This is a genomic window from Nocardiopsis terrae (assembly GCF_014651695.1).
GTDB lineage: Bacteria > Actinomycetota > Actinomycetes > Streptosporangiales > Streptosporangiaceae > Nocardiopsis > Nocardiopsis terrae.
In genome coordinates this window covers 453,171-474,933 of record NZ_BMXJ01000001.1, presented here as the reverse complement: position 1 = coordinate 474,933, position 21,763 = coordinate 453,171, and the positions used below count along the sequence as shown (strand labels likewise).

Genomic DNA, 21,763 nt, shown 5'->3' with positions numbered 1-21,763 from the left:
TCGACGGCGCGCACGTGCTTCAAGGCGCCGGGAGCCGGTAGGACAGCAGTACTGAGGTAAAGCAGTAACGCAGTACCGGCGTTCCGCTCGGACAGGGGATGCCGTAGCAGGAAGCAGGACGGCTCGACGGCGCGCACGTGCTTCAAGGCGCCGGGAGCCGGTAGGACAGCAGATAGCACTGCACGAATTGAGATCGAGAGGAGTAGATGCCATCAGGATCGCCTGAGCGTGGGTTGTTCCGCTCGGGTACCGCAGGCCCCGGTTCGGAAGAAGGTGGTCCACGGTCACACAACCGCGATCCCCGCTATCCCGTCCCAGCTTGACCCCGGGAAGCGGAAGACCGGCAGCGGCCGGTAGGTGGTATTGAACTCTCGGGCCCCAGCGCCAGGCGGCGCTGGGGCCCTCGACGTGCGTTCAGGAGAAGGAAGACACGCATTTGTCCCGTGCCGATATCGGTGACCGGTTCGACGATGACGACTACCCCGCCTACACGGTGGGCAACGCCGCGGAGATGCTCGGCACCACGCCGGCGTTCCTGCGCGCACTGGGTGAGGCCCGGCTGATCGAGCCGCTGCGCTCGGAGGGCGGACACCGCCGTTACTCCCGCTACCAGCTCAGGATCGCCGCCCGGGCGCGTGAACTCGTGGACGAGGGCACCCAGATCGAGGCCGCGTGCAGGATCATCATCCTGGAGGACCAGCTGGAGGAGGCCAAGCGCATGAACGAGGAACTGCGCGCCGCCGACCCGTCCAACTGAGGGTGTACCGCCCGGCCCCGGGTGCCCGCCCGAGCCTTGTTCTGAGACTCAACAGCAGCCCCGCCCCTGAACCGGGCGGGGATTTCCTTTTCCGCCCGCCCTTCCCGCCGGGCACGGGCCCGAACATACGGAAATCCCAGGTCAGCATCGGCATCAAACACGCTCCGAACCGGGGTTCTCCCTGGTAGGGCCCCGGGGGATCGAAACCGGAACCCGCGGCTTGAAAGTCCATCGGATGATGGGTGATTTGCGACGCCATGTGGTGTTTCGTTCCAACCTGCCTGGGCCCCGCAGTGCTACCGGAGACCACGGAAGACCACCGCAGACCAGGGGGTTCTGGAACACCGGAGCCACCACGGAGATAATCCGGTCACCCACGAGGTGCGGATCGGTGACTCGAGCTTCGAGAGCGGCCTGCCAGGGTTAGGTCAAACGGCCAGGTGGTTCTGGGAGGTCCCGGTAAGCCACGGATGGGACAGGGGCGCAAGGTTGACCTTGATCGCCACGGTCGGATCATGCCGCAGTCGTCCGCCACCTTCCTCACCAGCTATCACGCACCAACTCGCTAGCTGCGGGAGAGCTGGGCCGATCAGTGTTGTCCGGTAGTCTGCGGCCGTTTCGCGGGCTTCTCCGAGGCCTTGGGTGCCTGGGTGCTCGGCCCGAGGACCTCCCGATCCTCTTGACCGCGGACACGTGTCCTGCGTGCGTACTCGGACAGACCCCGCGACGTCGCGCACATCACCAAGCCGACCATGGTAAGCCCGAAACTCACGATGCCGATGCTGAGTATGATCCCGATGTGCAGCACTGCGCACACGGCGAAGGCCAAGACCTGCATACGGCCGCCTCGCAAGATCAAGAATGCCAGTCCTGCCTCTCCCACGACCGTGCCCCACGACAGCACGAGGGTTGCCGCCGGTACGGCCGTGAGCCACAGAGCAGTGTCGGCGAACAGCCCGGACGCTCCGAACGACTCCATACGGGTGACGTAATACACGGCGGTTCCCGACCCCCACTGCTCAACAGCCAGCTTGGCAGCTGAGCTGTTGAAGTACAGGTAGGCCAGTTGTAGTCGCAGGCCCCAGTGGCCCGCCCACGCAACGCCCTGGAACACTGATGCTTTCTCGGGATTGCGAGGCCGTTGCCAGTGCCACATCCTGCGGTCGTTTGCACAGGCCAGTACGAGGAATGCAGTGCCGACTTGCGCTGCGGTCTCTCCACCGTCCAGAAGGGCGATATGACCGTGGATGGAGAAGGAGACCCAGAAGTGCGGCAGTGCCGTGTATCTCGGTAGGAGGCCGGAGGCGACTACGAGGAGGATCGCCAGCAGGAACCAGCTGACGATCTGCCGATCGATGCCGTTTGCGAGGCAGTAGGCACCCACTGCGTACGGGGCGTCGCACGTGGGCTCGAACTCGTCAGTTCCGACCGGTACGAACAGGTAGGCCGAGGGGGTCAGCCCGAGCACGGACGCCTGGGCGAGTGCCACGATGGTGCGTCCCAGGCCTAGGACGCGAGACTGCTCCGGGAAGGCTGCGGAGGCGGCAGAAACGCGGGAGAACACCCGGTTCGCTGTTGCCTTCACTGCGGTCATTACTGGCATCGGGCCTCGATCAGCGCCATCTCGTCGTCGATTCTCCAACCCCGGTATTTGTCCCGGTAAGTCCAGGGCACAGGCTCAGTCCTGGCTATGACGACCTTGCCGCACAGCGTCGGTACCGGAGAAGTGTTCTCGATTCGTTGGACGGGTGCACCCGAAGCCACCCCGCTTAGGCAATCACCATTCAGAGATCCGCAGTCCGTCCACTCCTCGATCTGATTGGCCAGGTTGGCGATCTCCGGGCCCTGCGCACGCTGTGTGCGGCTCAACCCGTAAAGATTGTCGACCCTCCCGTTAGGCATCGTGGAGGCGAATTCGACGGCTCCAGCCTCGTTGACTGTGTAAGGCACGAGCTCCGGATCGTTCGGCGGCTTGGTGAAGAACGCCCAATTCTGCGGCATGGTGCGCGCGAAGAGGGTTCGCACGGTTCCGCCGTCGCGAAAGGAGAGGGTGTTACTGGGGAGGGCATAGAAGATCGATCCCGCAAGAGCGAGGATGACCAGGGCCAAGGTGACCGATGCGCCAGCGCCCCGGTGCCCTCTGTCAGCATCCTTCTCCGCACCGGTTTGGTGAGCGGCCAATTGATAAGCCTCTTCGTCACTGATTCTCTACCGACATACCGACAGGGTCGGGACCCCGCGCGGAGGCGCGGCCCCGACTGGCCGCCCGAGAGCGGCTCAGAGACTTCCGGAATGGAGGAGATGAAGGGTTCAAGCCGTCTCCGCCGGGAGCCTCACAGTCAACAGATCAGCTGGCCATGGCCTCGGTGAGCTCGTTGATGACGTGCTGCTTCTCGAAGCCGTTCTGGCTGGCGTCCTCGTCCTCCAAGTAGAGGGTCACAACCGCGAGCGTCGCCAATGCAAGGGTCGCGACCCCCGCGTTGGTGTAGCCGGCGACGTTGACCACGCCGACCGCGTTGGCGTAGATCGCTACGTTGACCCCCTGGTAGGTCCAGCCGGCTGCGGTGGGCGAACTGCCGGTGTTGTCTGCGGAGGCGTCAAGGAAGCCCATGAAGGACTCGGAGAGCGCAACCAGGGCCGCTTCCACCTTCTGCGGATCGCCGGTCCGTACCGGTACGGCGACCTTCTCCTCGAAGTCCTTCTCGTAGGTGAGGTAGTCGCTGATGAGCTGGTCCAGGGCCTCCTCATCGGTGTGGGGCTTCTCCGGAGAGAATCCCAGCGTGTCGAGGAGGTCGGGGTGGGCCTCGGCGATGGGCCCCTGGCCCGCCAGGAGGAGCTGGAGAATCTCCTCCTGGGAGTAGTGTGCTGCCTCTCGGAACTCCTCCGTGTTCTGGATGAGCTCGGCTCGGCTCTCGTTCCCGGAGGCGTTGGAGTTGACCGGGGGCGTGGTGTCGGCGAAGGCGGAGGTCGACACGGTAACCGTGGAGCCAACGACGAGCGTTGCGGCCACCGCAGTGGCTGTGATCCGGTTCTTCAAACCGTAAACCCCTTCTCCTTTATTTGTGAATGGCGTCCTTGCCAGCTCTATGGGCAATGGCCGTCGCGACCACGAGAATTATGATAACGGCCACAAATCCGATGGCTGGGATGATCATGGCCCCGACTCCGGAAAATCCTCCGACAGCCGCCACAACCGCAAACACGACTGTCAGTACGCTACTGGAATATCCTGTGTAGGCGCAGGCCAGCAACCATGGGGCAGCGGCCCTGTGGCCTGATTCCCAGGCGGCATCCGACGACTTCGTGATTCGCGTTCTTAGGCCGACCGCGGAGTTCTTTCCCAGGTTCCCGCTCATGGTTGCTCGTCTGATGTGGTGGGCCACTCCAGATACGGCGGCAATGCCTGCTGCAGCACTGAGGAGCGAGGCTAGTACTTCCATGATGGTCGCGCATTTCTTTTGATTGTGGTCACTGTAGTGACGCGAGTTGCTCGCGGCAGCGCCTATCGAATCGTGTGAGGGCCCACTGCGTCAATGCAGTGGGTTGTCAAGCATCGTGAGGGCGTAAGACGTCTCATGCCCTCGCTCCGTAAGCATGCAGTCGGTCGGTTCGTCTGGCAGGAATGGCCATGACCAGGAATGATGAAGACCATGGAGTCAGGGCTTGAGGCCCTGCAAGGCAGGGAGGTGCTTGCGCTGACGTTGGGAAGACAAGCTGAGAAAGGAAGGTAATTTTTCCTGGTCAGCGCCTTTGTGTTGCGATTCTATAAAATGTCGGCACGCCCTGGGTTTCGGCTCGATCTCTATGTGTGAAATACATCATCACTAACATGGAAGGCCGCAGGTAAAGGCTGCTTCTGGCCTGCATTTAAAAGCATGGCCTGGGGTTTCGGCGGTGAGAAGAATATGCCATGCGCGATGTCCGAAATCAGCCGCGCCTAAATTCGTGAACCCTTCCGAAATCCTCCGCAGGACTCGTTGGGGGTGTAAGAATTGGGCAGTAAAGACGTCATTATTTCCAGCGGGGACATTGTATCCCGGATTCGTATCAACGAACTCAGTGGGGGCCTCTATTTTCCGCAGTGAAGTATAATGCTGGTCTTCGGCGGTGACTGTGGTTTCTGTACTCGCGCGGTGAAGCCCTGTTGTGCCGCGACCACGATCACCGCCTACGCACGTTTCCGTTGCAGGGGCACCATGTTTTGAAGGTGACTGAAATAACGCGAGAACAAGCGTTTGAAAGAGTTCGATGGTTCGGCTCAGAAAATAGCGCCTCAGTCGGCGCCGGAGCTATGGACGCAGCTTGTCAGGCCGTTTTCGGCATCCCCCTGACCCGTATCTACCGCCTGCCGCTGCTTGGCTGGTGCGCCTACGCAATCTACTGATGGGTCGCCGACCATCGGTATTTGCTTCGTGGAATCGAGCCTCACTGCACCACAGCCCCGGGTGAGTGATCCCTCGACGAACGGGGTGCTGGTTGACGAACGTGTCACGACCCGCAAACGAGGTTCGTACTCTGCCATTCCTTCGCCGGTCTATGGCGAGAGTTTCAACGAGTTGGTGCGTGATAGCTGGTGAGACAGGTGGCGGACGGCTGTGGCGATCAAGGTCATGCCTGTCCCGAACATGGCAGTCGCTCTGAACCGGGGAACGCATCCGGAGTTCCTCCGAGGCCCCGGACATACGAAAACCCCAGGTCATCAGCGGCATCAAACACGCTCTGACCTGGGGTTATCCCTGGTAGGGCCCGGGGGATCGAACCCCGAACCCGCGGATTAAAAGTCGGCGGGATGGTGGGCGGTTCGTGCAACCATGTGGTGGTTCGTTCCGGCCTGCCCGGGTGCTGCCGTGCCGTCGGAGACCACGGAAGACCACCGCAGACCAGGGGGTTCCGGAGCACCGGAGCCACAACGGAGCTAGTTCGGGCACCACCAGGGTGCCGTCAGAATCCGCTGGATACTCAAGGCCAGCGTGCCGTGACCACTATGCGGCCTCCGCAAGCACGCGGCCACTGACCACCACCTCAGCACAACCGGTGGTCAATCTTCCCAGGCACTACCTGTGAGGAAGCCGTCCCCGTTCTGTCGGCGTTGGACAAGGACGGGATCCTGGAAGCCGAGGATGAGGGAGCATCAGAGTTCTTCCTTCAGACCATCTCTCCCAGCTCCCGGCCGGAGTACGCCAGGATCGCCTACCGCAGGGCCATCTCCAGCGACATCGGTAGGGGGATCTGCGTCGGTTGCTCGGTCACGCGGACAACGTGATGCGGTTCGTCAAAACAGCAGGTAGCGCCCCTCCAGAGCTGGAAAGATGCTCCGACATCTCAAGGGTGAACAGGGCGAAGGCGAGTAGCATCTCGACCGAAGTCCCGGTGCCCCGACGTCATTGCAGCGGTGGCATCGAGCAGGATCTTTGGTCATCCGGGCGGGAGGCCAGCCGTGTGCATAACTCGTACTATGGGTTCATCGAGAACGAATCCAACATATGAGGGAAGTTGGCCTCGGCGTACGGGCTTAGGGTGGGGGTATCGCAGGTCGTGTCTCTTGCCGAGCCCGACATATAGCTGCAGGTAGGAGCGCTGTGGGGGTGGTAGCCCATGGTGAGCCAACCGTCGCGAAGGGCCGTACACCCCAGGGTGCACGGCCCTTCGCTGTCCTCGGAGACGGATATCTTGGTGTTCGCACATCATGGCCATCCTTTGCGGCCCGGGCCTACCACCGGGACGCGGAACCGCCTACCAGGTTCCGGAAGGTCGGGTGTGGATCTTTTATCGGGCTCGGCAAGGAGCAACAGAATGACCGCGGACTCTCGCGAACTCGTACCCAAAGGCCTGAGTGAAGGGCAGCGACACGTCTGGATCAAGGCTTTCGTGGCCTTGGCGGCGCTCGCCCTCATCGGCTTTGTCGTCTACCAGGTGAGCGATCAGGAACCGGTGATGGTCGCTGCCGTGCTTACCGCGCTGGCGGCCGTTCTCACGGCGATTGCTGGCATGATCCGGTCTCTGCGGGAGCGCTGATCATGGCTGCTGTTGAGATCGTGCGTTATGGCACGTTTTATGAAGGACTCACGGAGTCGTCTTTGAAGGGCTTCATGGAGTTCTCCACGAATCGCCGGTACAGCCAAGGGCAGATGCTTTACCGCGAGGGCGACATGGGTGGCTTCGTCGTGTTGATCCTGAGTGGTGCAGTGGCCCTGACATCGCGCACGGCCACAGGGGCAGAGACACTTTTGGACATCCGCTCGGCAGGTGACCTGGTCGGCGAGCGTGAGGTTTTGGATGGAATCAACCAGAAGACCTTTAGTAGGACTGGAACATCCTCTCCTAGGAGCAGCCAGGCTCGCGCCCTCAGTCCTGTCTCCGCGAGGTTTATCCGCGGTAAGGACTTCAGTGAGCTGGTGAGGAACCACTCTGAAATTTGGCAGCTGGTCACCCGCGATCTGCAGGTTCGTCTGACTGACGCGGAGAAGAGGCTCTCTCAGGCCGCAGGCGAGAATGCCAACCAGCGACTCGCTAGAGCACTCCTGGAAATGCCTACGCGCCGAGGTCAGAGGATTAACGACCAGAGGCACGAGATTCCACTGAGCCAGGACGAGCTTGCCTCCTGGATCGGGTCTTCCAGGGGGACGGTGGAAAGGATCCTGCGTAACTGGCGGGATCGAAAGGTCATCGTAACGATGCACCGTTCAATCCTCGTGGTTGATCCTGAGAAACTCGCCATGATCTCTGGATTGAGAGGAACACGGAGGTCTCCAGCGCCTATCCGGCGAGGGCATGCGTCGGTGTCACGGGGGAACGCTGCTACCAGCGCTTGAACGCTGCTTTCGTAGCTGAGTGTTTTCTGTCAGGTGCGTTGGAGGGTTTGACGTGTGTTGGGTTCGGGGTCTGAAGAGGCCCCGGACTTCTGCTGAACTTTAATTGTGGGATTGTCGTTCATGACAGGCCGTCCCGCCGGAGTATAGCGAAGATATGAGGTACTCCACTGGCGGCGGGCTGACCGCCGCAGAACGCCAGCGACGCGAGGCGGTGCGCATGGCCGCCGCGGACGACTTTGACTTCAGATCCACCGATGCCCAGATCGCTTGCACCTAACTCATCACCCGCATGTCGGCCTGGCGATGGCAGCATGCCTACGAAACCGGTGGCTGAGAAGTCCTGGAAACCAAAGGAACAGCCTCGCACTTTTGCCTGACCGGCGGGGTACTGGTGTTTCGGGCCGGGTGTGATGGAAGCTCTGCTTTGTGCCCGCGCATGAACCAGGCCACCCCATCCGGATGATCGGGCAAGGCGTGCCGAGCGCGGCTACTGCGGAACGAGCACTTCGCCAGCGAGCCGTTCTACGTACGGCTTCAACCGGGCGTGGACGTCGTCTCGCTCGGAAGCCTGGATGATCTCGGCGCAGATCACCAGTTGGGCCAGGCGACCGTGGCCGCTGTCGAGCACGTCGCCGAACACCTCGCGCACTTTCGCGGCGGTGGCCGGAGCGGGCAGGGCGTAGGCCAGCAGGACGGCCGCGTCGTATCCGGCCGGGGCGGCTCCCCACCCTTCCCAGTCGATGACTTCCAGCGGGTCGCGGGTCAGGTTGGCCCAGTGCAGGTCTCCGTGAGCCGTTTCCCAGCGGGGCACAGTCAGGTCCTCTCCGGCCAGTTCGGGGATGAATCGGGGGATTCGGTTGATGTACGCCTGGGTCATCACCTCCCGTCCCGGTGGAACCGGGGTAGCGCGGACCTCTTCCAGGCAGGCGCGCAGGTTCTGCCACCACTGGTCGTCCACCGGAACCGCATCGGGCAGGTCCGGCGTCGGTGAGAGAACCTGCCCGCGCAGGCGCTTCCACAGGGTCGCCTGGAACGCGCCTTGCTCCTCTTGCCATGCGTGCTCGCCGAGCATCACCGGGCGCGGGACCGCCTCGCCGAGCAGCGTGTCCGCGAGTGCGGCGCCTTCCCAGATCTTTCCCTCCGGCCGAGGCGCGGCCATGAGCCGCAACCAGGCCGGGAGCCCACCGGTCGCGGTCACCGGGCCGCTCAGTGTGCGTCCGCCCACCCCGGAGTGCAACGAGACACCAGCAGGGGCGCGGGCTTCGAGGTGTTCGGCCGACTGGTGCCATCGCCTGGTCAGGTCAGCGGGCAGGTGGGTCGAGGAGGTCACAGAGTTCCTTGAGTCGGTAGTCGGGTACAGGCTCGCGGATTGCTTCGGCCGCCTGCGCGTAGTGCCTGCTGTTGGTGGTGCTGATCAGTACCCCTGTCAGCCCCGGCGCTGACGCGGCGACCTTCAGCGCGGCCTCAACGGGGTCCGCTCCGGGCTGCACCGCTTCGGCCAGCTTCGGGGTGATCAGCGGCAACAGTTCACCGCCGTGGAAGGGGGCCGAGGCCCACACCTCCAATCCTGCCTGGCTGGCCTGGGCGATGGGGCCGCTTCCTTCCAAGCTTTGACGGACGGGGGCGATCTTCACCATGGACACGGGGAGCTGGATCGCGCGGAGCCCGTTCTCGGGTCGGCCTGCGGCTTCCTCGGCGAGGCGGAGCAAGTCGGTGACGGTGAACGCCCTGGTCTCGAACCCGCTCCAGGTGGAAACGCCGTACCCGCCGATGGCACCCGAGGCGTGTAGCTCCTCCAGGGCGGCGAAGGCGGACCGTAGACGCTGGTGGAGGTCGCCCCGCTCTTGGTGGTGGTGTTCAGGGTTGTGCAGGTACACCAGGTCGGGCCTTTGCCGGAGTTCGGTGCGCGACATGGCGACCTGGTGGCGCACGTAGTCGGGGGCGATGCTGTGCCGGAGCGCGGCCTCTTCTTGGGAAAGCGCTCCGTTGGTGAGCGCTACCCGGGCCTGGCCACCGGTCATGTAGCCGACCTTGGTGGAGAGACGGAGATGGGGGTGCTCACGCAACACGGGCGCGATCGCGGCCTGGTGCGAACCCCCTCCGTACACGGGTGCGGTGTCGATGAGAGGGCACCCGGCCGAAGCCGTGATGCTCACCGAGGTGGCGGCGTCGCGGCTCCGGTAGGTCCCCATGCCGAGGACGGTCATACGTCGCCTTCCCAGGCCAGCGCACCATCGTCCATCAACCTGTGCAGCAGCCCCAGAAGCGCCTTCTCCGAGACAGTAGGAACCAGCTCGTGCAGCTCCTTCACGCAGGTGGGGCCGTTGCGGTTCAGGTGGGCGATCGCCGGGGCGACCTTGGCCGAGAGGCGCCAGCGCCGTCCCTGCGCGGCATAGACCACTTCGTCTCCCACCTGGGTGTGTTCGGAGGTGACCGTGCCCCGCAGGGAGGCGAACCGGACGACGGAGGACAGCGTCAGGTCGCCGGTGACCGCGACCGGCAGGCTGAACACCGGACGTGCCGCAGAGGTCTCGTCCTGGCTTCGCCAGTACTCCTCCACCACCTCCGGAGAACGCAGACGGTCCGACACCAGCTTGGAGATACGCCGGGCCCAGAGCGCGTGCTCGGTAGCCGCACGCGGAACGTCGGCCCTGATCTCGTCGTGCCCGACCAGGTCGTTGACCAGCCAGCGCAGGAAGTTCACCCCGGTCGTGGTCACCAGACCGCAGGTCAGGTGCAGGCTCGGCTCACCCTCGGAGGCGGCGACCGCGTGCCAGCATCCTCGGGGGACGTGCAGGACGTCCCCGGGAGCCATGACGAACTCGTCGATGGTCTCCGTGGGTTCCTCTTCGGCGAACTCGACGTCCTCATGCAAGGGGGCGAGACGGGTGTTGCCGTAGATGCGCCACCGTTTGCGCCCCGACACCTGGAGAACGATGACGTCGTGGTCGTCCCAGTGGACTCCGAAACCTTCCCGGCTGGTCCAGGAGGCGTAGGCGTTGACCTGGATTCCGGTCCTGAGCCAGGCTTCCAGCTCGCTGATGAGCCGTCCGATCGGCGGGTGCATCTCGTCGATGGCGTCCAGAACCAGCGTCGCGCCCTCTTTGAGCTGCTGCTGGAACAGGTGGGGGACGGGCTGGTTCCAGTCGGGCATCCGGCGGTACTGCCGAAGCCGGGTGTAGGTACCAGCGTCAATGACCCCTCCTGCGGCGAGCCGCATCCTGGGGGAGTCGAGCCGCTGGTGCGCGAGCAGTGTGTTCAGATCCGACCAGTTCAGCAGGTCGGCGAAGGCCTCTCGTTCGCCTTCGCCGGCCGGGTAGCGGCGGTGTTCGCGGCCGAGCACCCGGGCGGGGAACTGGTCCCCGCCCAGACGGCCGCTGATCAGGTCAGCGGTCAAGGTGTGCTCCTAGTACAGGCCGTTGTCGTTGGTGTCGCCCCTGCCGGTGCTGCCGCCGTCGGAGGGCTGCTCGGCGCGGGACCGGACGGCCGCGATGTCCTCCACCGCGAGAACCAGTTCGTCGTCGGCGTACTGCGTGGTGCTGTCCATCAGGATCTCCTCGTACCTCGTTGGATTCGGGGGGTGTGCTCTGCGCGGGGCGGTGCTCGTGCTCGGACCATGTGTCCCTTCCTGGGCTTCGCGTTGCTTCCCGGCCTGGGCAGTGGTGGTTCCTCAAGGCCGAGCGGGGTTCAGGTGCTTCTCGTTCGCGGCATCCACATGTCGCTGGGTCAAGGGCTTCGTCCCGCTGCGGCGGCGTTCAGGCTTCCGTCGTGACCGGCTTAGTCATGCGGGAGAGCTCTTCGGCGTCGGTGTGTGCGCCGATCGACTCGGCGAGACCGACGAGGTCCTGGAGCACACGATTAGCCTCGTCGGACCGCCCCGATCCTCGAAGGGCGGCTACCAGGCTCCGGCCCGTGCGGACCTGTTGGTAGACGTCGCCGGTGTCGCGGAACCAGTCGTAGGCGTGCTCCAAGGACTTGAGCGCCTGGCGGTGGTCTTGCTCGGCGAGGTAGGTCTCACCCACGCGTCGCGTTGCGAGAACCACGCCCCGCTCCCGTGCTTGCCCGGAGAACATGTCCCGGGCCGTGGAGGCGTGCTGGCGGGCCTTCGGCGGGTTGCCCTTCTTCATCTCCACCATGCACAGGGCTTCCAGGCAGGAGGCTTCGCCCAAGACGTGGCGTCCCTTGATCCAGAGGGCGCGCGCCCGCTGGAGGTAGGCCTCGGCGACGCCGATGTCCTCCAACCAGATGTGGCACTCACCCAGACTGGCGAGCATCCGCGCGTGCGCGGTGGGACCGCACCCGCGGGCGGACTCCTCCGCGACCTCGTGCGAGATCCTCCAGGACCGGAAGTCCTTGCGAACGCGGAAGAAGGACTGTGTGGCCTCGGCGTACTGCCAGGACTCCTCGCGGCGGCCGAGGGTGTTCGCGATGCGGATGCACCCGCGGATGATCGAAGCGGAGGAGTCCATCCACTGGAGCGCATCTTCGTAGGAGCGGAATACGCTGCCTTGCTCAGCAGCGGAGTAGTCCGCGAGCCGCCACCGGCGGGGGTTGATCCTGTGGTCGGCCTCCTGCGCGATGGGCAGGTAGGTGTCGATCAGCTCGCCGGTTACTCGGTCGGTGTCGTCGAGGGTTGGGGCACTCACCAGGGTCCTTCCGGGTTGTTGTGGTTGGTGGGCGCGGCGGTGCGGGGCGCGCTTTGCAAAGGGGAGGAGCGCTCACCGCTTACGGGGGCGGCTTCACCGCACCGCCGCGCCGGATCGTGAGGTGTACCGGGGCGGGGGTTCTCAGGGGCTCGTGTTTCACTGGCGGCGAAGGTCAGCGCGGTCGATGACCGCCCAGACGGTCAGGGGTTCGCCCCTGACGCCTATGACTCCGGTCCGTCGGCTGAACGCCTGTACCAAGGTCAGCCCTCGACCGTGTTCAGCGTTCGGGCAGTTCCCGCTCCAGTCGGGGAAACCGGGCCTGCCGAACGTTTTGGGGCCGGAGTCGGTGACGGCGATCCGGATGCGGGAGATGTCGAGGAACGCGATCCGAACGGTGACGAGTCCGCCCGGTTCCCCGGACGCGCTGTGGCCGAGCGCGTTGGTCACGAGTTCGCTCACGACGATCTCGAGCCCGGAGGCCTCGTGCTGGGGGAGGCCGGTGACTAGGCGCGCCCAACGCCTCGCACCGGAGACACAGAGCTTCGTGGCCGAGCTGAACACCGAGGCGTGACGGCGTCCCCGCGTCTTCCCGAGTTCGCCGGTTGAGTAGCCGGACAGTCGTCTGGGCAAGGGCGGCACTGTTGCCGCGGGCAGTTCGCGGACAGCCACTTCAACCACTTCCAAGGTGTTTCTCCTCTGGGGTCCCGCGGTCCTTCGCTCGGTGCCGCGTTTGGTTGACCAGGGAATTCGTCGTGATGACGACCTTGATGCGAGTGGTGTGAGTGTGTCTATACTCTTCACTCTTTCCTCAAGTTCGTTGTAGAACTTGGAGGGGATCGAATCCTGGTTGATTTCCTGCCGAAGCTCCCCTCAAGGAGCCGTTGAAACCACCGATAGGAACACGAATGGGTCTGAAGCGGATCAGTCCTGCTTGGGAGAAATACGGCTCCGACGTGCGCAAGTGGAGGAAAGCGGCAAGGCTTACCCTCAAGGACCTATCACCCAAGGTGGGTTTGTCCGAGTCATCCCTCTCCTACATCGAGAACGGCAAGATGGCGCCGCAGCAGGACCACGCCGAAGCCATCGACGAGACGCTCGGAGCTGAAGGGAAGCTCATGCTCTCCTGGGACAAGTGCCAGGGCGAAGGGCTTGTCCCCACCGGCTTCCGAAAGACGGTCGACCTTGAGAAGGACGCTCTGGAACTGCGCTTCTACAACCCCGTCCTCGTGCCGGGGCTCCTTCAGACGGCCGAATACGCGCGTGCCCTGTTCGTGGCCGATCTGCCCCAGGCGGACGAAGCCAGGATCGAACTGCTCGTTGAACAGCGCATGCGAAGGCAGAAAATATTCAACCGAGTTGAACGGCCGATAGTATGTGTCGTCCTGGAGGAGTCGGTCCTACGACGTGGCGTAGGCGGCCCATCGGTCATGTCCGCGCAGTTGGATCACATCGCGGCCCTGATGGAGAAACGGTGGATCCAGTGCCAGGTGCTACCTCGTAACGCACCCAACCAGCCGGGGCTCGCGGGCGGCTTCCGGGTGATGGTGCTCGAGATGCAGACGCTTGTGGCTGCGGAGCACGCCTTCGACGAGGTACTGATCGACGAGTCGGAGCAGGACCTGATTCGCAGGGCCGTCAGCGTCTACGGGAGACTTCAAGGCGAGGCCCTGTCCCCCCACGACAGCCTGGGCCTCATCCGAGATTTGCGACGAGCGGGAGAATCATGAGCCACCGTACTTGGCACAAGAGTTCCTACAGCGGTAGCAGCGGTGCGGAGTGCGTCGAGGTCTCGGAGGGAGAGATCGTGCTTGTGCGCGACACCCAGAACAGGGAGCTCGGGCACCTCAGCTTCACCCCGGCGGCGTGGGAGGCCTTCCTGGGCGACGTCAAGGCCGAAAAGCCCCGCCCCTGACGGAGCGGACACGCCGGGGGAGCGCTCGGAGCAGCAAATTCCTGTGAGCCATGGGGCAGGATTTTGGACTCACGGCTCGCTCACGGGGGACTCAGCGGGCTGACATTCCCTGATCCGTCCCTGGTGGCTGTCGCAACTCCGGGGCCGCAAGAAGGCCGGGCGACGGATGCTGAGAAGTTCAGTGCTCTCGGCTCACCAACACGGTCTGAGCTGGCAGCACATGAGATCAGCGCAGTGGGGCGAACCTTACATCGGGCAGTCGGCCACCCGTGGACCATGCTTTCCGGGCAGCGACTGAGTCCAGCCCAACCCTCCCTGGATCTTCAGCGGACTCTGAGTGCGCCGTGATCCCCGCAGAGCGGACAGGGGATCGGACGCTCGCCTACTTGGTCGAAGTTTTACCTCGCTGAGCGCTCTGTGAGTCACATCTGAGTCCAGTCTGAGCGTGCCCTGAGCAACGTTTGAGTCTGTTCTGAGCGTGGCCTGGTGTGAGGTGTCGGTGTCACAGCACCGGCACCCCGGGAGGCCTTCGTGTCCGTCACCTCATCACCCCTAGCCGCCACCGAAGAGTCCTTCATACGACTGACCCGCACGCACCTGCTCGTGCGGGGGCACTCGGTCCATCCCTGGCTCCAGGACCGGCCCTACGGGCTCGACGAACTCCGCGAGATCCTCATGACCCGAGGGACGCCCTACGCCGTCCGCGACCAGGTCTGGCGCCACACCATCGCGGCCGCTCGCCGCTCGAAGGACTGGATGCTCGGAGCGCTCGGTTTGGCCATGCCCATGCTGCGCTCCGCTGTACGGATGGCCCGCCGCGGCCTAGACCCGCACAGCGTTGCCGATGTCGAAGCCGAGTCCTTGGCCGCCGCCATGCAGCAGATCCGCACCATCCGGCTGGAGTACGCGCGCATCGCCTACTACCTGAGCTGCCGGGTACGGCGTGCGGCGCTGAGCGCGCGTAAGCGGGCCCTGGCCGCTCCGGACCTGCTCACCCACCCGACAGAGCGGCCCGATGCTGGCAGCGAGCCGGACACGGCGGGGTCCTGCGAGGAGGTGCTGTTTGCCGCCGCGCGGGAGGGGATCATCTCCGGGGCCGACGCCGAAGTGATCGCCCGGACCCGTCTGGAGGCTGTGCCTCTGGCGACGGTCGCGGCCGAGCTCGGGGTGGCCTACAAGACCCTGGCCAAACGCCGCCGAAGGGCCGAGGCACGCCTCGCCGCCGGGCTGCGGCCCTCCCGTGAACACCGCCGCGCGGACGAACCCGCGGCGGCGGGATCTCCTACTTTGACCTTGAATATCCACGCCATGCGCACATCCGCCTCGCAGACGGAGTCGATTCCCCGACTTCCGCTGGCTTCTTAAGTAGATGAAGGCAGCCGAAGGAATCCGGCCATGACGTGAGCTTCACGGCCGGTGTTTCCCGGGGTCGCGCTGAAGGGATCGGAGCGGATCAGGGGCCAGTTCCCTCGTCCGCTCCGGTCCGGAGCTGGAGAGGGGAAGTGCATGCGCGTTCTGTGCAGGACCACGGCCGCAGCCCGCACGTGCGAGGGGCGGCCCGCACCTGAAGAGAGCACCAGCGAGTCGTCACAAGCCCGAGGGGAGACAACCACCGCCAGTTCACGGCGCAAGTGCGGCGCGGCAGTGTGCAGGGCCTCGGTAGAGGCCGGTACCCATCATGGGGCGGAGCAGCAACGCAGCCCGGGTGGCTCCCACAGCGTCGGGCGGGTGGTCTGATGCTCGACTTCCTCCTGGGCGGCGGGGTCTTCCTGTTGATCGGGGCCATACCGCTCACCGGGGCAGTGGTGGGCGCGGCGGTGTTCGGTGCGCGGTTGGCCCGGCACCGCCACCTTTCCCGCGATGCGCGGGTGGTGGAGATCCTGCCTCCGCCCGAGGCCAGTCTGGAGAACGCGCGCGCGTTCTGGCAGCACGTGATGGGGCTGCTGCGGCCGCGCTGGTCGCGGTGGCTGCTCCAACCCCACCTGGCTTTGGAGATCGTGGCCTCAGCGGACGGGGTGCGCTTCCAGGTGTGGGTGCCCGGCCCCGTCCCTCCGGGAACGGTGGAGCGGGCGGTCTGTGCGGCCTGGCCCGGGGCCACCACCTCCACCCGCCATGTGAAGGCGGAGGAGTCGCCGCTTCCGGAAGGTGAATACACCACCGGAGGACACCTCGGCTTGGGGCGCGAGGAGGTCTTTCCGCTGCGCACCAAGTTCGACGACGACCCCGCCCGGCCTCTGCTCGGGGCATTCGAGGACCTGGCCGAGGGCGAACACGCCCTGGTGCGGATCACCGCCCGACCAGTGACGGGATGGCGGGCCGCCAGGGCACGGCAGACGGCGGCCCGGCTGGCCGGGCACGCCGGGACGGCCTCGATGGTGGTCGAAACGCTGGCCCCTCCGGGAACCGGTGTCGGGGCGCGGCGTCCGCTGACACCTCCGGGGACCGGGGATGACATCCGCGCCATCCTGACCAAGGCGGGCAGCCCGAGGCTGGCCTGTTCGCTCTCCTAACGCTGGCCCCTCCGGGGACCGGTGCGGGCACGCGGCGTCCGCTGACACTTCCGGGGACCGGGGATGACATCCGCGCCATCCTGACCAAGGCGGGCAGCCCGAGGCTGGCCTGTTCGCTCTCCTACATCCTGACCACGACCCGCCCCGGGGACCGGGCCCGTGAGCGTTTGCGGGGCCGCGCTCACGGCGTCGCCTCGGCGTTCGCCGCGTTCACCTCGGGCACCAACCACCTGCACCGCCGCCACATGTTCACACCCGCCTGGTGGGCGGTGAACCGGTTCCTGGCCCGAGGTGCGCTGTTGTCCACCGCCGAGCTGGCCGGGATCGCGCACCTGCCCACCGACACCAGCGTGCCCGGTCTGGCCCGCGCCGGAGCGCGCCCGGCCGCACCCGCGCCGGCCGTTCCGCGCGGGGGTGAGAACACCCGGGTGGTCGGGGACTCCGACGCCCGATCCCACCGTCCTGTCGCGTTGGGGGTGGTGGAGGCCCGCCAGCACACCCACATCCTCGGCAAAACGGGGTCGGGCAAGTCCACGCTGCTGGCCAACCTGGTGCTCCAGGACGCCGAAGCGGTGCGGGCGGGGCTGGTGATCGACCCGCGCGGGGACCTGGTCACCGACATCCTGGCCCGCCTGCCCGAGCACGCGGTGGACAAGGTGGTGCTCTTCGACCCCGACGACAACGCCCTGCCGCCCCGGCTGAACCTGCTCCAGGGCGGTGATGCTGACTTCACCTCCGACACCGTGGTGGGCATCTTCCGCCGTATCTACGCCGAGTACTGGGGGCCCAGGACCGACGACATCCTGCGGGCCGCCACCTTGACCCTGACCCGGGCCAAGGACCCGTCCCTGACGTTGGGGGACGTGCCGCGTCTGCTCTCCGATGACGCTCTGCGCGCGGACACGATGGCCCAGGTCATCGCTCGCAGCGGCGACGACGCGGCCCTGTCCGACTTCTGGAGGTGGTACTCCGGGCTCACCGTCTCAGCTAGGTCGTCGGTGACCGGGCCAGTGCTGAACAAGCTCAGGACGGCGCTGCTGCGCACGTGGGTGCGCCAGGTGGTGGCCTCGGGGCCCTCCACCATCGACCTGCCGAAGCTGTTCGACACCGGGCACCTGGTGCTGCTGCGCCTGCCCAAGGGCCGCCTGGGAGAGGACACCAGCTCGCTGATCGGTTCGTTCGCGTTGGCTGCCACCTGGCAGGCGGTCACCGCCCGCATCCACACACCCGAACACCAGCGCAAGGACCTGTGCGCCTACATCGACGAGGCCCAGAACTTCCTCAACCTGCCCGGATCGTTGGAGGACATGCTCGCCGAAGCCCGCGGCTACCGTCTCGGGTTGACCCTGGCCCACCAGGAGCTCGGGCAGCTCCCGGGGGACCTGAGGAAGGCGGTCTCGGCCAACGCCCGCACCAAGGTGTACTTCAGTGCTTCGCCAGATGACGCCACGAGCCTGCAACAGCACACCCGGCCGGTGCTGGGCACCTACGACCTCACCCATCTGGGGGCCTTCCAGGCCGTGGTGCGCCCCTTGGTGGGTGCCAAGGAGTTCGGTGCGGTCACCGTGCGGACCCGCCCGCTCCCCGAAGGCCTCCCGGGGCGCGCCACCGAGGTACGCGAGGCCGCCAGGCGCTTCGGTGCCACAGAACCCGCCCAGCCCAGGAGCTCGACACCGTCCCCGTCCATGGGCGGCAGGAAGGGGAACGCGGGGTGAGCAAGCCGAACGGGACAGGCCGACAGGGCACGCGCTCGCTGCTGGAGTCCCTGGCGTCCCGGGTGACCTCCCGGGACCTGGAGATCCTGGCCGGGGTGTATGACCACAACGTGATGACCACCCTGCATCTACACCGGCTCTACTTCGCCCAGGCCCAGGACCGGCGGGCCCGCCGTCGCCTCCTGGCCCTGCTGAGGTACGGGCTGCTGCACCGGTTCCGCCCCTTCTCCGGGGCCTACGTCCCTGACCACTGGGTGCTCTCCCGGGCCGGGGCGGAGGTACTCGCCGCCCACCGGGACATCGGGGTGGCCGAGCTGGGGTTTCGCCAGGAGCAGGTGTACCGGTGGGCGTTCTCCGGCCGGTTGGGGCACATGCTCGGTCTGACCGAGTGCTTCACCCTGACCACCGAGGCCGCCCGCACCGTTGCCGACGCGGAGTTGGAGCGCTGGGACTCCGAACGGGAGTGCGCACGCCAGTGGGGGCAGTTCGTGCGCCCCGACGCCTTCATGCGCTGGGTCCAGGGCAGCTCCGCGCTCGAAGCGTTCTGGGAGTACGACACCGGCACCGAGCCGGTGACGAGGGTCGTGGGCAAGATGTCCAGCTACAAGCGGCTGGCCGTGGCCTCCGGACTGCCCTCGGTCGTGCTCGTGGCCGTGCACTCCGAACGCAGGCAGGCGAGCATCACCACCAGGATGGCCCGGTCCGTGTCCGGCCAGGTGGGAGCCTACGTGGCTACACACGGCGCGCTCGCGGCCTCGGGGCCCGCCGCCCGCATCTGGCGAACACCCCAGGGCAGCGATCCCCTGGACCTGGTGGATATCGCCCGACGGCACCTCAACCCGGGGTGAGGCGGCACCGGTAGCGGCGGGATCGGGGCCGCCGTGACCGGTAGGGCTGTGCGGACACCGCCGTCCGCACAGCCCCATTTCGCTGTTTGTGCTGGTCCATGACTTCTACGAAATGCGGGGTTGAAACTTCTCGCGAGTATAGGGAAACATCGCACCCGCACCGTTCAACCCGGGTGAACGGTGGCATTCCTATTTTTCCGTTGTGCTTCTTATGCCCGAAAAAAGGGGTTTATTCGTGATGCCTGAACTCGCTGCTCTCAACCAGCAGAACGAGCAGGTCCCAGGCGCGTTGAGGGACAGGTAGGAGCACCGGGCGCTGTATCGGGCGGAGTGAGGAAGCGCAGCCCGGCAGGGGCGTACGACCCGGCCGGGCCATTGACACCCGCCCCGCCCTCGAACAGCAAAACCGGTGGCTGCACAAGAGAAGAAAACAAGGCGCCTCGGGGGTGCGGTAACACCACCCGAGGCGTGATCCACCCACCTGCATACCCAGGAGGAAGATCATGGCCAATGGTACGGGCCGCCACCGAAGGCGTCGAAGCGGCTGGGCAAGCCGCCTTCGCTGGGCGGTGGGCGCAATGCTGTGCGCGATCGTCGGTGCGACGAGTGCTCCGCGCCGACCGCAACGCCAAGACGAGAAGAGGCCTAGGCCGGTGCCCCGAGTCGCACCTTCAGCCCCTGAGGCCGAGTATCGGGAACCGGCCTGGGTGCGACGCTATGACCAGGCGCGGCGGGAGCACGCTGACCGGGCCCGGGAGCTCTACACCGAACACGCGGCCGTAGCCACGGTGGAGCGGTTGCCGAAGACAGGCTGGTGTGAGGACGACACCGGTGGACGCGCGGTGCGCCCCTACCTGGTTGCACACGAACGCCGCCAACGAGCCTCGCGGGGTGACCTGCTGGCCCCGCCCACCTCCCGAGACGCCACCGCTCCCCGCATCCCCGTGGACGTGAAGAGGGCCGGGCAACCCGGAGAGTGGGACGAGCTGACCGTGCTGGTACGTCAGTGGCAAATGCTCCAGCAGCCTGTGGCCTGACCTCGGAGGTCCGTCAGCCGGGGCCGTCTCCAGCAAGGAGACGGCCCCGGCTAGCGCGCGGGTTCGGCTCCTTGTCGTCGAGCCCATCCACACCTCGCAATGTCCCGGTCCATCACGTGAAGCGAGCCATTCACGGCACCGGCAGTTCTTGCGCATACGAAATAATTCAGCCACCGCCGAAGTACCCCTGTGCTGCAAAAAGGGATGGCACTTTTCTGCCTGGAATCCGGCACTAGGACTCAGCCGGGCCACGCCGTGCAACCTCGCGCACTCGGAAGTGCGCGCTCCCGCTGCAGGCGCCGCCATCCAGCACTCGAGAGGTGTCTCACCTGCCCAGAGAGACAGGTGAACGCCCTCTGAACCCGGATTTTCGGGTGGGCCACTGCAAGGGCCTCCTGCTGGCCCACCCCGAACGCGCGTTCACACAGCTCAACCGGGGTCCACCTGGGCCTGTGGCGTCCAGACTTATACCAGTAGGTAGTCACCCTCACGTAGGGGCGGCGGCCCCAGCCCGGCGGGCGGTCGGCCTAACGGCCGACCGCCCGCTCTACCTGCTGCCGTCTCCGGCCACTCTCCCCACCCCGCCCCTCCCAACCCGTCTCCGGAGAACAAAAAGCTCTCCACTCGGTTGCATCAGCCCCTTTTCTGAATGTCCTGGTGATCGGCCGGAACCACACCAGACACAAGAAATTGATCGTCCACACCGTGGACCCCCATGCGATTGATTGCATCCGAGCAGAGATTCTCGGAGCTTCTCAAGGTCCGAGCCGACCGACCTGGCGCGGAGCCCGGCAGCGTCCGCGCGAGCAGCTCGGCCGTCGATCGAGATGCCTGGGCCGAGGCGGCGCTCGCCTGAACGGCTTGCCCTCGCACCCGGTTGAGACGAGGTCCCGCACCGTCGGCCTCCAGAAGCCTGCCGGTGAGGACCCACCGAGGCGCTGGCATGGGGTGTTTGTGCCTGGAGCCGCTGGATGAGGTTTGTAGGTCCGCTGTCGAATCCAGTGGGCAGGAGCGCGTTCTTCACAGGATGAGAGATCGAAGCGGAACGACCCACGGGTGCTTCGCCGCTTCAAAGCCACTGAGTCGAACAGCGCCATGGATGAGGAGAACGCTCTGGATGACACGCACCAACACCGACCTGTGGATCCGCGACGAGGAACCCTCCCAGGACAGCGGCCCCTGGGGATGGCACGCCCGGGGCGGAAACACCATCGTCGGCTGGCCGAACACGTGGACGACAACAGGGCCGGAACCAGGGCGGGACGGTTCGGGCGCGGTACGGGCCGTGTGGGGCATCGTGCGGCACTGAACAGGCCCCATGCGCCCATGGGGCCGCCCGGGGTGTTCGGGGCCTATGTGGGCCGCTGACGGCCACCGGCAACGATTCCGGCCTATTGGTCGATATCGGTCGGTGGTTGTCGGGGGAGGGTGAATCCACTGGGGGAATCGTCGAATCCGCTTGCAATGCTCGGTGAGGTCGAGCGTGGATGCGTGGTGCCCCGCAAAACGCGAGGCCGCGCACCGCA

At 65.7% G+C, this 21,763-nt stretch carries 22 protein-coding genes; 12 read left to right on the top strand and 10 right to left on the bottom strand.

Translation table 11 applies throughout. From position 1 onward, the window contains the following. The first annotated feature begins 436 nt into the window (after positions 1 to 436). Positions 437 to 757 (top strand): MerR family transcriptional regulator, encoded by a 321-nt coding sequence (locus tag IE195_RS02270; RefSeq protein ID WP_191267548.1) that lies wholly within the window; start codon positions 437 to 439, stop codon positions 755 to 757. Between the two features lie 589 nt (positions 758 to 1,346). Here the strand turns inward: IE195_RS02270 and IE195_RS02265 are convergent. The 4 genes from IE195_RS02265 to IE195_RS26655 form a co-directional block, all read right to left on the bottom strand. Continuing rightward, entirely contained in the window at positions 1,347 to 2,351 is a 1,005-nt protein-coding gene (locus IE195_RS02265) for a sporulation-delaying protein SdpB family protein (RefSeq protein WP_225942567.1), read from the bottom strand. Next, positions 2,351 to 2,866 (bottom strand): SdpA family antimicrobial peptide system protein, encoded by a 516-nt coding sequence (locus tag IE195_RS02260; protein WP_191267543.1) that lies wholly within the window; start codon positions 2,864 to 2,866, stop codon positions 2,351 to 2,353. Before IE195_RS02260 ends, IE195_RS02265 begins: the two co-directional genes overlap by 1 nt. A gap of 238 nt (positions 2,867 to 3,104) precedes the next feature. Continuing rightward, on the bottom strand, positions 3,105 to 3,731 hold the full coding sequence (locus tag IE195_RS02255) for a sporulation delaying protein family toxin (protein ID WP_191267542.1): 627 nt from the start codon (positions 3,729 to 3,731) through the stop codon (positions 3,105 to 3,107). 82 nt (positions 3,732 to 3,813) lie between these two features. Continuing rightward, the gene (locus IE195_RS26655; protein ID WP_225943658.1) at positions 3,814 to 4,113 is read right to left on the bottom strand and encodes an SdpI family protein; all 300 of its coding nucleotides are present in this window, start codon (positions 4,111 to 4,113) and stop codon (positions 3,814 to 3,816) included. A 2,437-nt stretch (positions 4,114 to 6,550) separates the two neighbouring features. Here IE195_RS26655 and IE195_RS02245 point away from each other — a divergent pair. The 3 genes from IE195_RS02245 (at position 6,551) to IE195_RS26425 (ending at position 7,846) form a co-directional block, all read left to right on the top strand. Continuing rightward, a complete protein-coding gene (locus IE195_RS02245) occupies positions 6,551 to 6,772 on the top strand; it encodes a hypothetical protein (RefSeq protein ID WP_017587662.1) in 222 nt (73 codons plus the stop codon). Positions 6,773 to 6,774: 2 nt separating this feature from the next. Continuing rightward, positions 6,775 to 7,569, top strand: coding sequence for a Crp/Fnr family transcriptional regulator (locus tag IE195_RS02240; protein ID WP_191267538.1), 795 nt, complete (start codon positions 6,775 to 6,777; stop codon positions 7,567 to 7,569). A 154-nt stretch (positions 7,570 to 7,723) separates the two neighbouring features. Then, positions 7,724 to 7,846, top strand: coding sequence for a hypothetical protein (locus IE195_RS26425; RefSeq protein ID WP_017587661.1), 123 nt, complete (start codon positions 7,724 to 7,726; stop codon positions 7,844 to 7,846). Positions 7,847 to 8,056: 210 nt separating this feature from the next. On the opposite strand, the gene IE195_RS02235 is transcribed toward IE195_RS26425, so the two are convergent. The 6 genes from IE195_RS02235 to IE195_RS02210 form a co-directional block, all read right to left on the bottom strand. Continuing rightward, positions 8,057 to 8,899: a phosphotransferase gene (locus IE195_RS02235; RefSeq protein WP_191267536.1), complete on the bottom strand. Its 843-nt coding sequence runs from the start codon at positions 8,897 to 8,899 to the stop codon at positions 8,057 to 8,059. Continuing rightward, positions 8,871 to 9,776 carry an aldo/keto reductase gene (locus tag IE195_RS02230; RefSeq protein WP_191267534.1) on the bottom strand — a complete coding sequence of 302 codons (906 nt, stop codon included), beginning with the start codon at positions 9,774 to 9,776 and terminating at the stop codon, positions 8,871 to 8,873. The genes IE195_RS02235 and IE195_RS02230 overlap by 29 nt, the downstream gene beginning before the upstream one ends. Beyond that, positions 9,773 to 10,966, bottom strand: coding sequence for a cupin domain-containing protein (locus IE195_RS02225; RefSeq protein WP_191267531.1), 1,194 nt, complete (start codon positions 10,964 to 10,966; stop codon positions 9,773 to 9,775). The genes IE195_RS02230 and IE195_RS02225 overlap by 4 nt, the downstream gene beginning before the upstream one ends. 9 nt (positions 10,967 to 10,975) lie before the next feature. Further along, a complete protein-coding gene (locus IE195_RS02220) occupies positions 10,976 to 11,116 on the bottom strand; it encodes a hypothetical protein (RefSeq protein WP_017578987.1) in 141 nt (46 codons plus the stop codon). Positions 11,117 to 11,324: 208 nt separating this feature from the next. Beyond that, on the bottom strand, positions 11,325 to 12,215 hold the full coding sequence (locus IE195_RS02215; protein ID WP_191267526.1) for a tetratricopeptide repeat protein: 891 nt from the start codon (positions 12,213 to 12,215) through the stop codon (positions 11,325 to 11,327). A gap of 156 nt (positions 12,216 to 12,371) precedes the next feature. Then, positions 12,372 to 12,845, bottom strand: a complete 474-nt coding sequence (locus tag IE195_RS02210; RefSeq protein WP_225942566.1) for an ATP-binding protein — start codon at positions 12,843 to 12,845, stop codon at positions 12,372 to 12,374. A 275-nt stretch (positions 12,846 to 13,120) separates the two neighbouring features. On the opposite strand from IE195_RS02210, the gene IE195_RS02205 reads away from it, so the two are divergent. The 8 genes from IE195_RS02205 to IE195_RS02170 all read left to right on the top strand — a co-directional run bounded on the left by IE195_RS02205 (position 13,121) and on the right by IE195_RS02170 (position 21,546). Then, the gene (locus IE195_RS02205) at positions 13,121 to 13,942 is read left to right on the top strand and encodes a helix-turn-helix domain-containing protein (RefSeq protein ID WP_191267523.1); all 822 of its coding nucleotides are present in this window, start codon (positions 13,121 to 13,123) and stop codon (positions 13,940 to 13,942) included. Continuing rightward, positions 13,939 to 14,127, top strand: a complete 189-nt coding sequence (locus IE195_RS02200) for a DUF397 domain-containing protein (protein WP_191267521.1) — start codon at positions 13,939 to 13,941, stop codon at positions 14,125 to 14,127. The genes IE195_RS02205 and IE195_RS02200 overlap by 4 nt, the downstream gene beginning before the upstream one ends. Positions 14,128 to 14,658: 531 nt before the next feature. Continuing rightward, a complete protein-coding gene (locus tag IE195_RS02195) occupies positions 14,659 to 15,492 on the top strand; it encodes a sigma-70 family RNA polymerase sigma factor (protein ID WP_191267519.1) in 834 nt (277 codons plus the stop codon). 371 nt (positions 15,493 to 15,863) lie between these two features. Next, complete coding sequence (locus IE195_RS02190; protein WP_191267517.1) at positions 15,864 to 16,637, top strand: DUF8128 domain-containing protein; 774 nt, start codon at positions 15,864 to 15,866, stop codon at positions 16,635 to 16,637. A gap of 167 nt (positions 16,638 to 16,804) precedes the next feature. Further along, a complete protein-coding gene (locus IE195_RS02185; RefSeq protein ID WP_225942565.1) occupies positions 16,805 to 18,352 on the top strand; it encodes a type IV secretory system conjugative DNA transfer family protein in 1,548 nt (515 codons plus the stop codon). Continuing rightward, positions 18,349 to 19,200 (top strand): replication-relaxation family protein, encoded by an 852-nt coding sequence (locus IE195_RS02180; RefSeq protein ID WP_191267515.1) that lies wholly within the window; start codon positions 18,349 to 18,351, stop codon positions 19,198 to 19,200. The genes IE195_RS02185 and IE195_RS02180 overlap by 4 nt, the downstream gene beginning before the upstream one ends. Before the next feature lie 707 nt (positions 19,201 to 19,907). Further along, positions 19,908 to 20,237, top strand: a complete 330-nt coding sequence (locus IE195_RS02175; protein ID WP_191267513.1) for a hypothetical protein — start codon at positions 19,908 to 19,910, stop codon at positions 20,235 to 20,237. A gap of 1,117 nt (positions 20,238 to 21,354) precedes the next feature. Then, positions 21,355 to 21,546 carry a hypothetical protein gene (locus IE195_RS02170; RefSeq protein WP_191267511.1) on the top strand — a complete coding sequence of 64 codons (192 nt, stop codon included), beginning with the start codon at positions 21,355 to 21,357 and terminating at the stop codon, positions 21,544 to 21,546. The last annotated feature ends 217 nt before the right edge of the window (positions 21,547 to 21,763 follow it).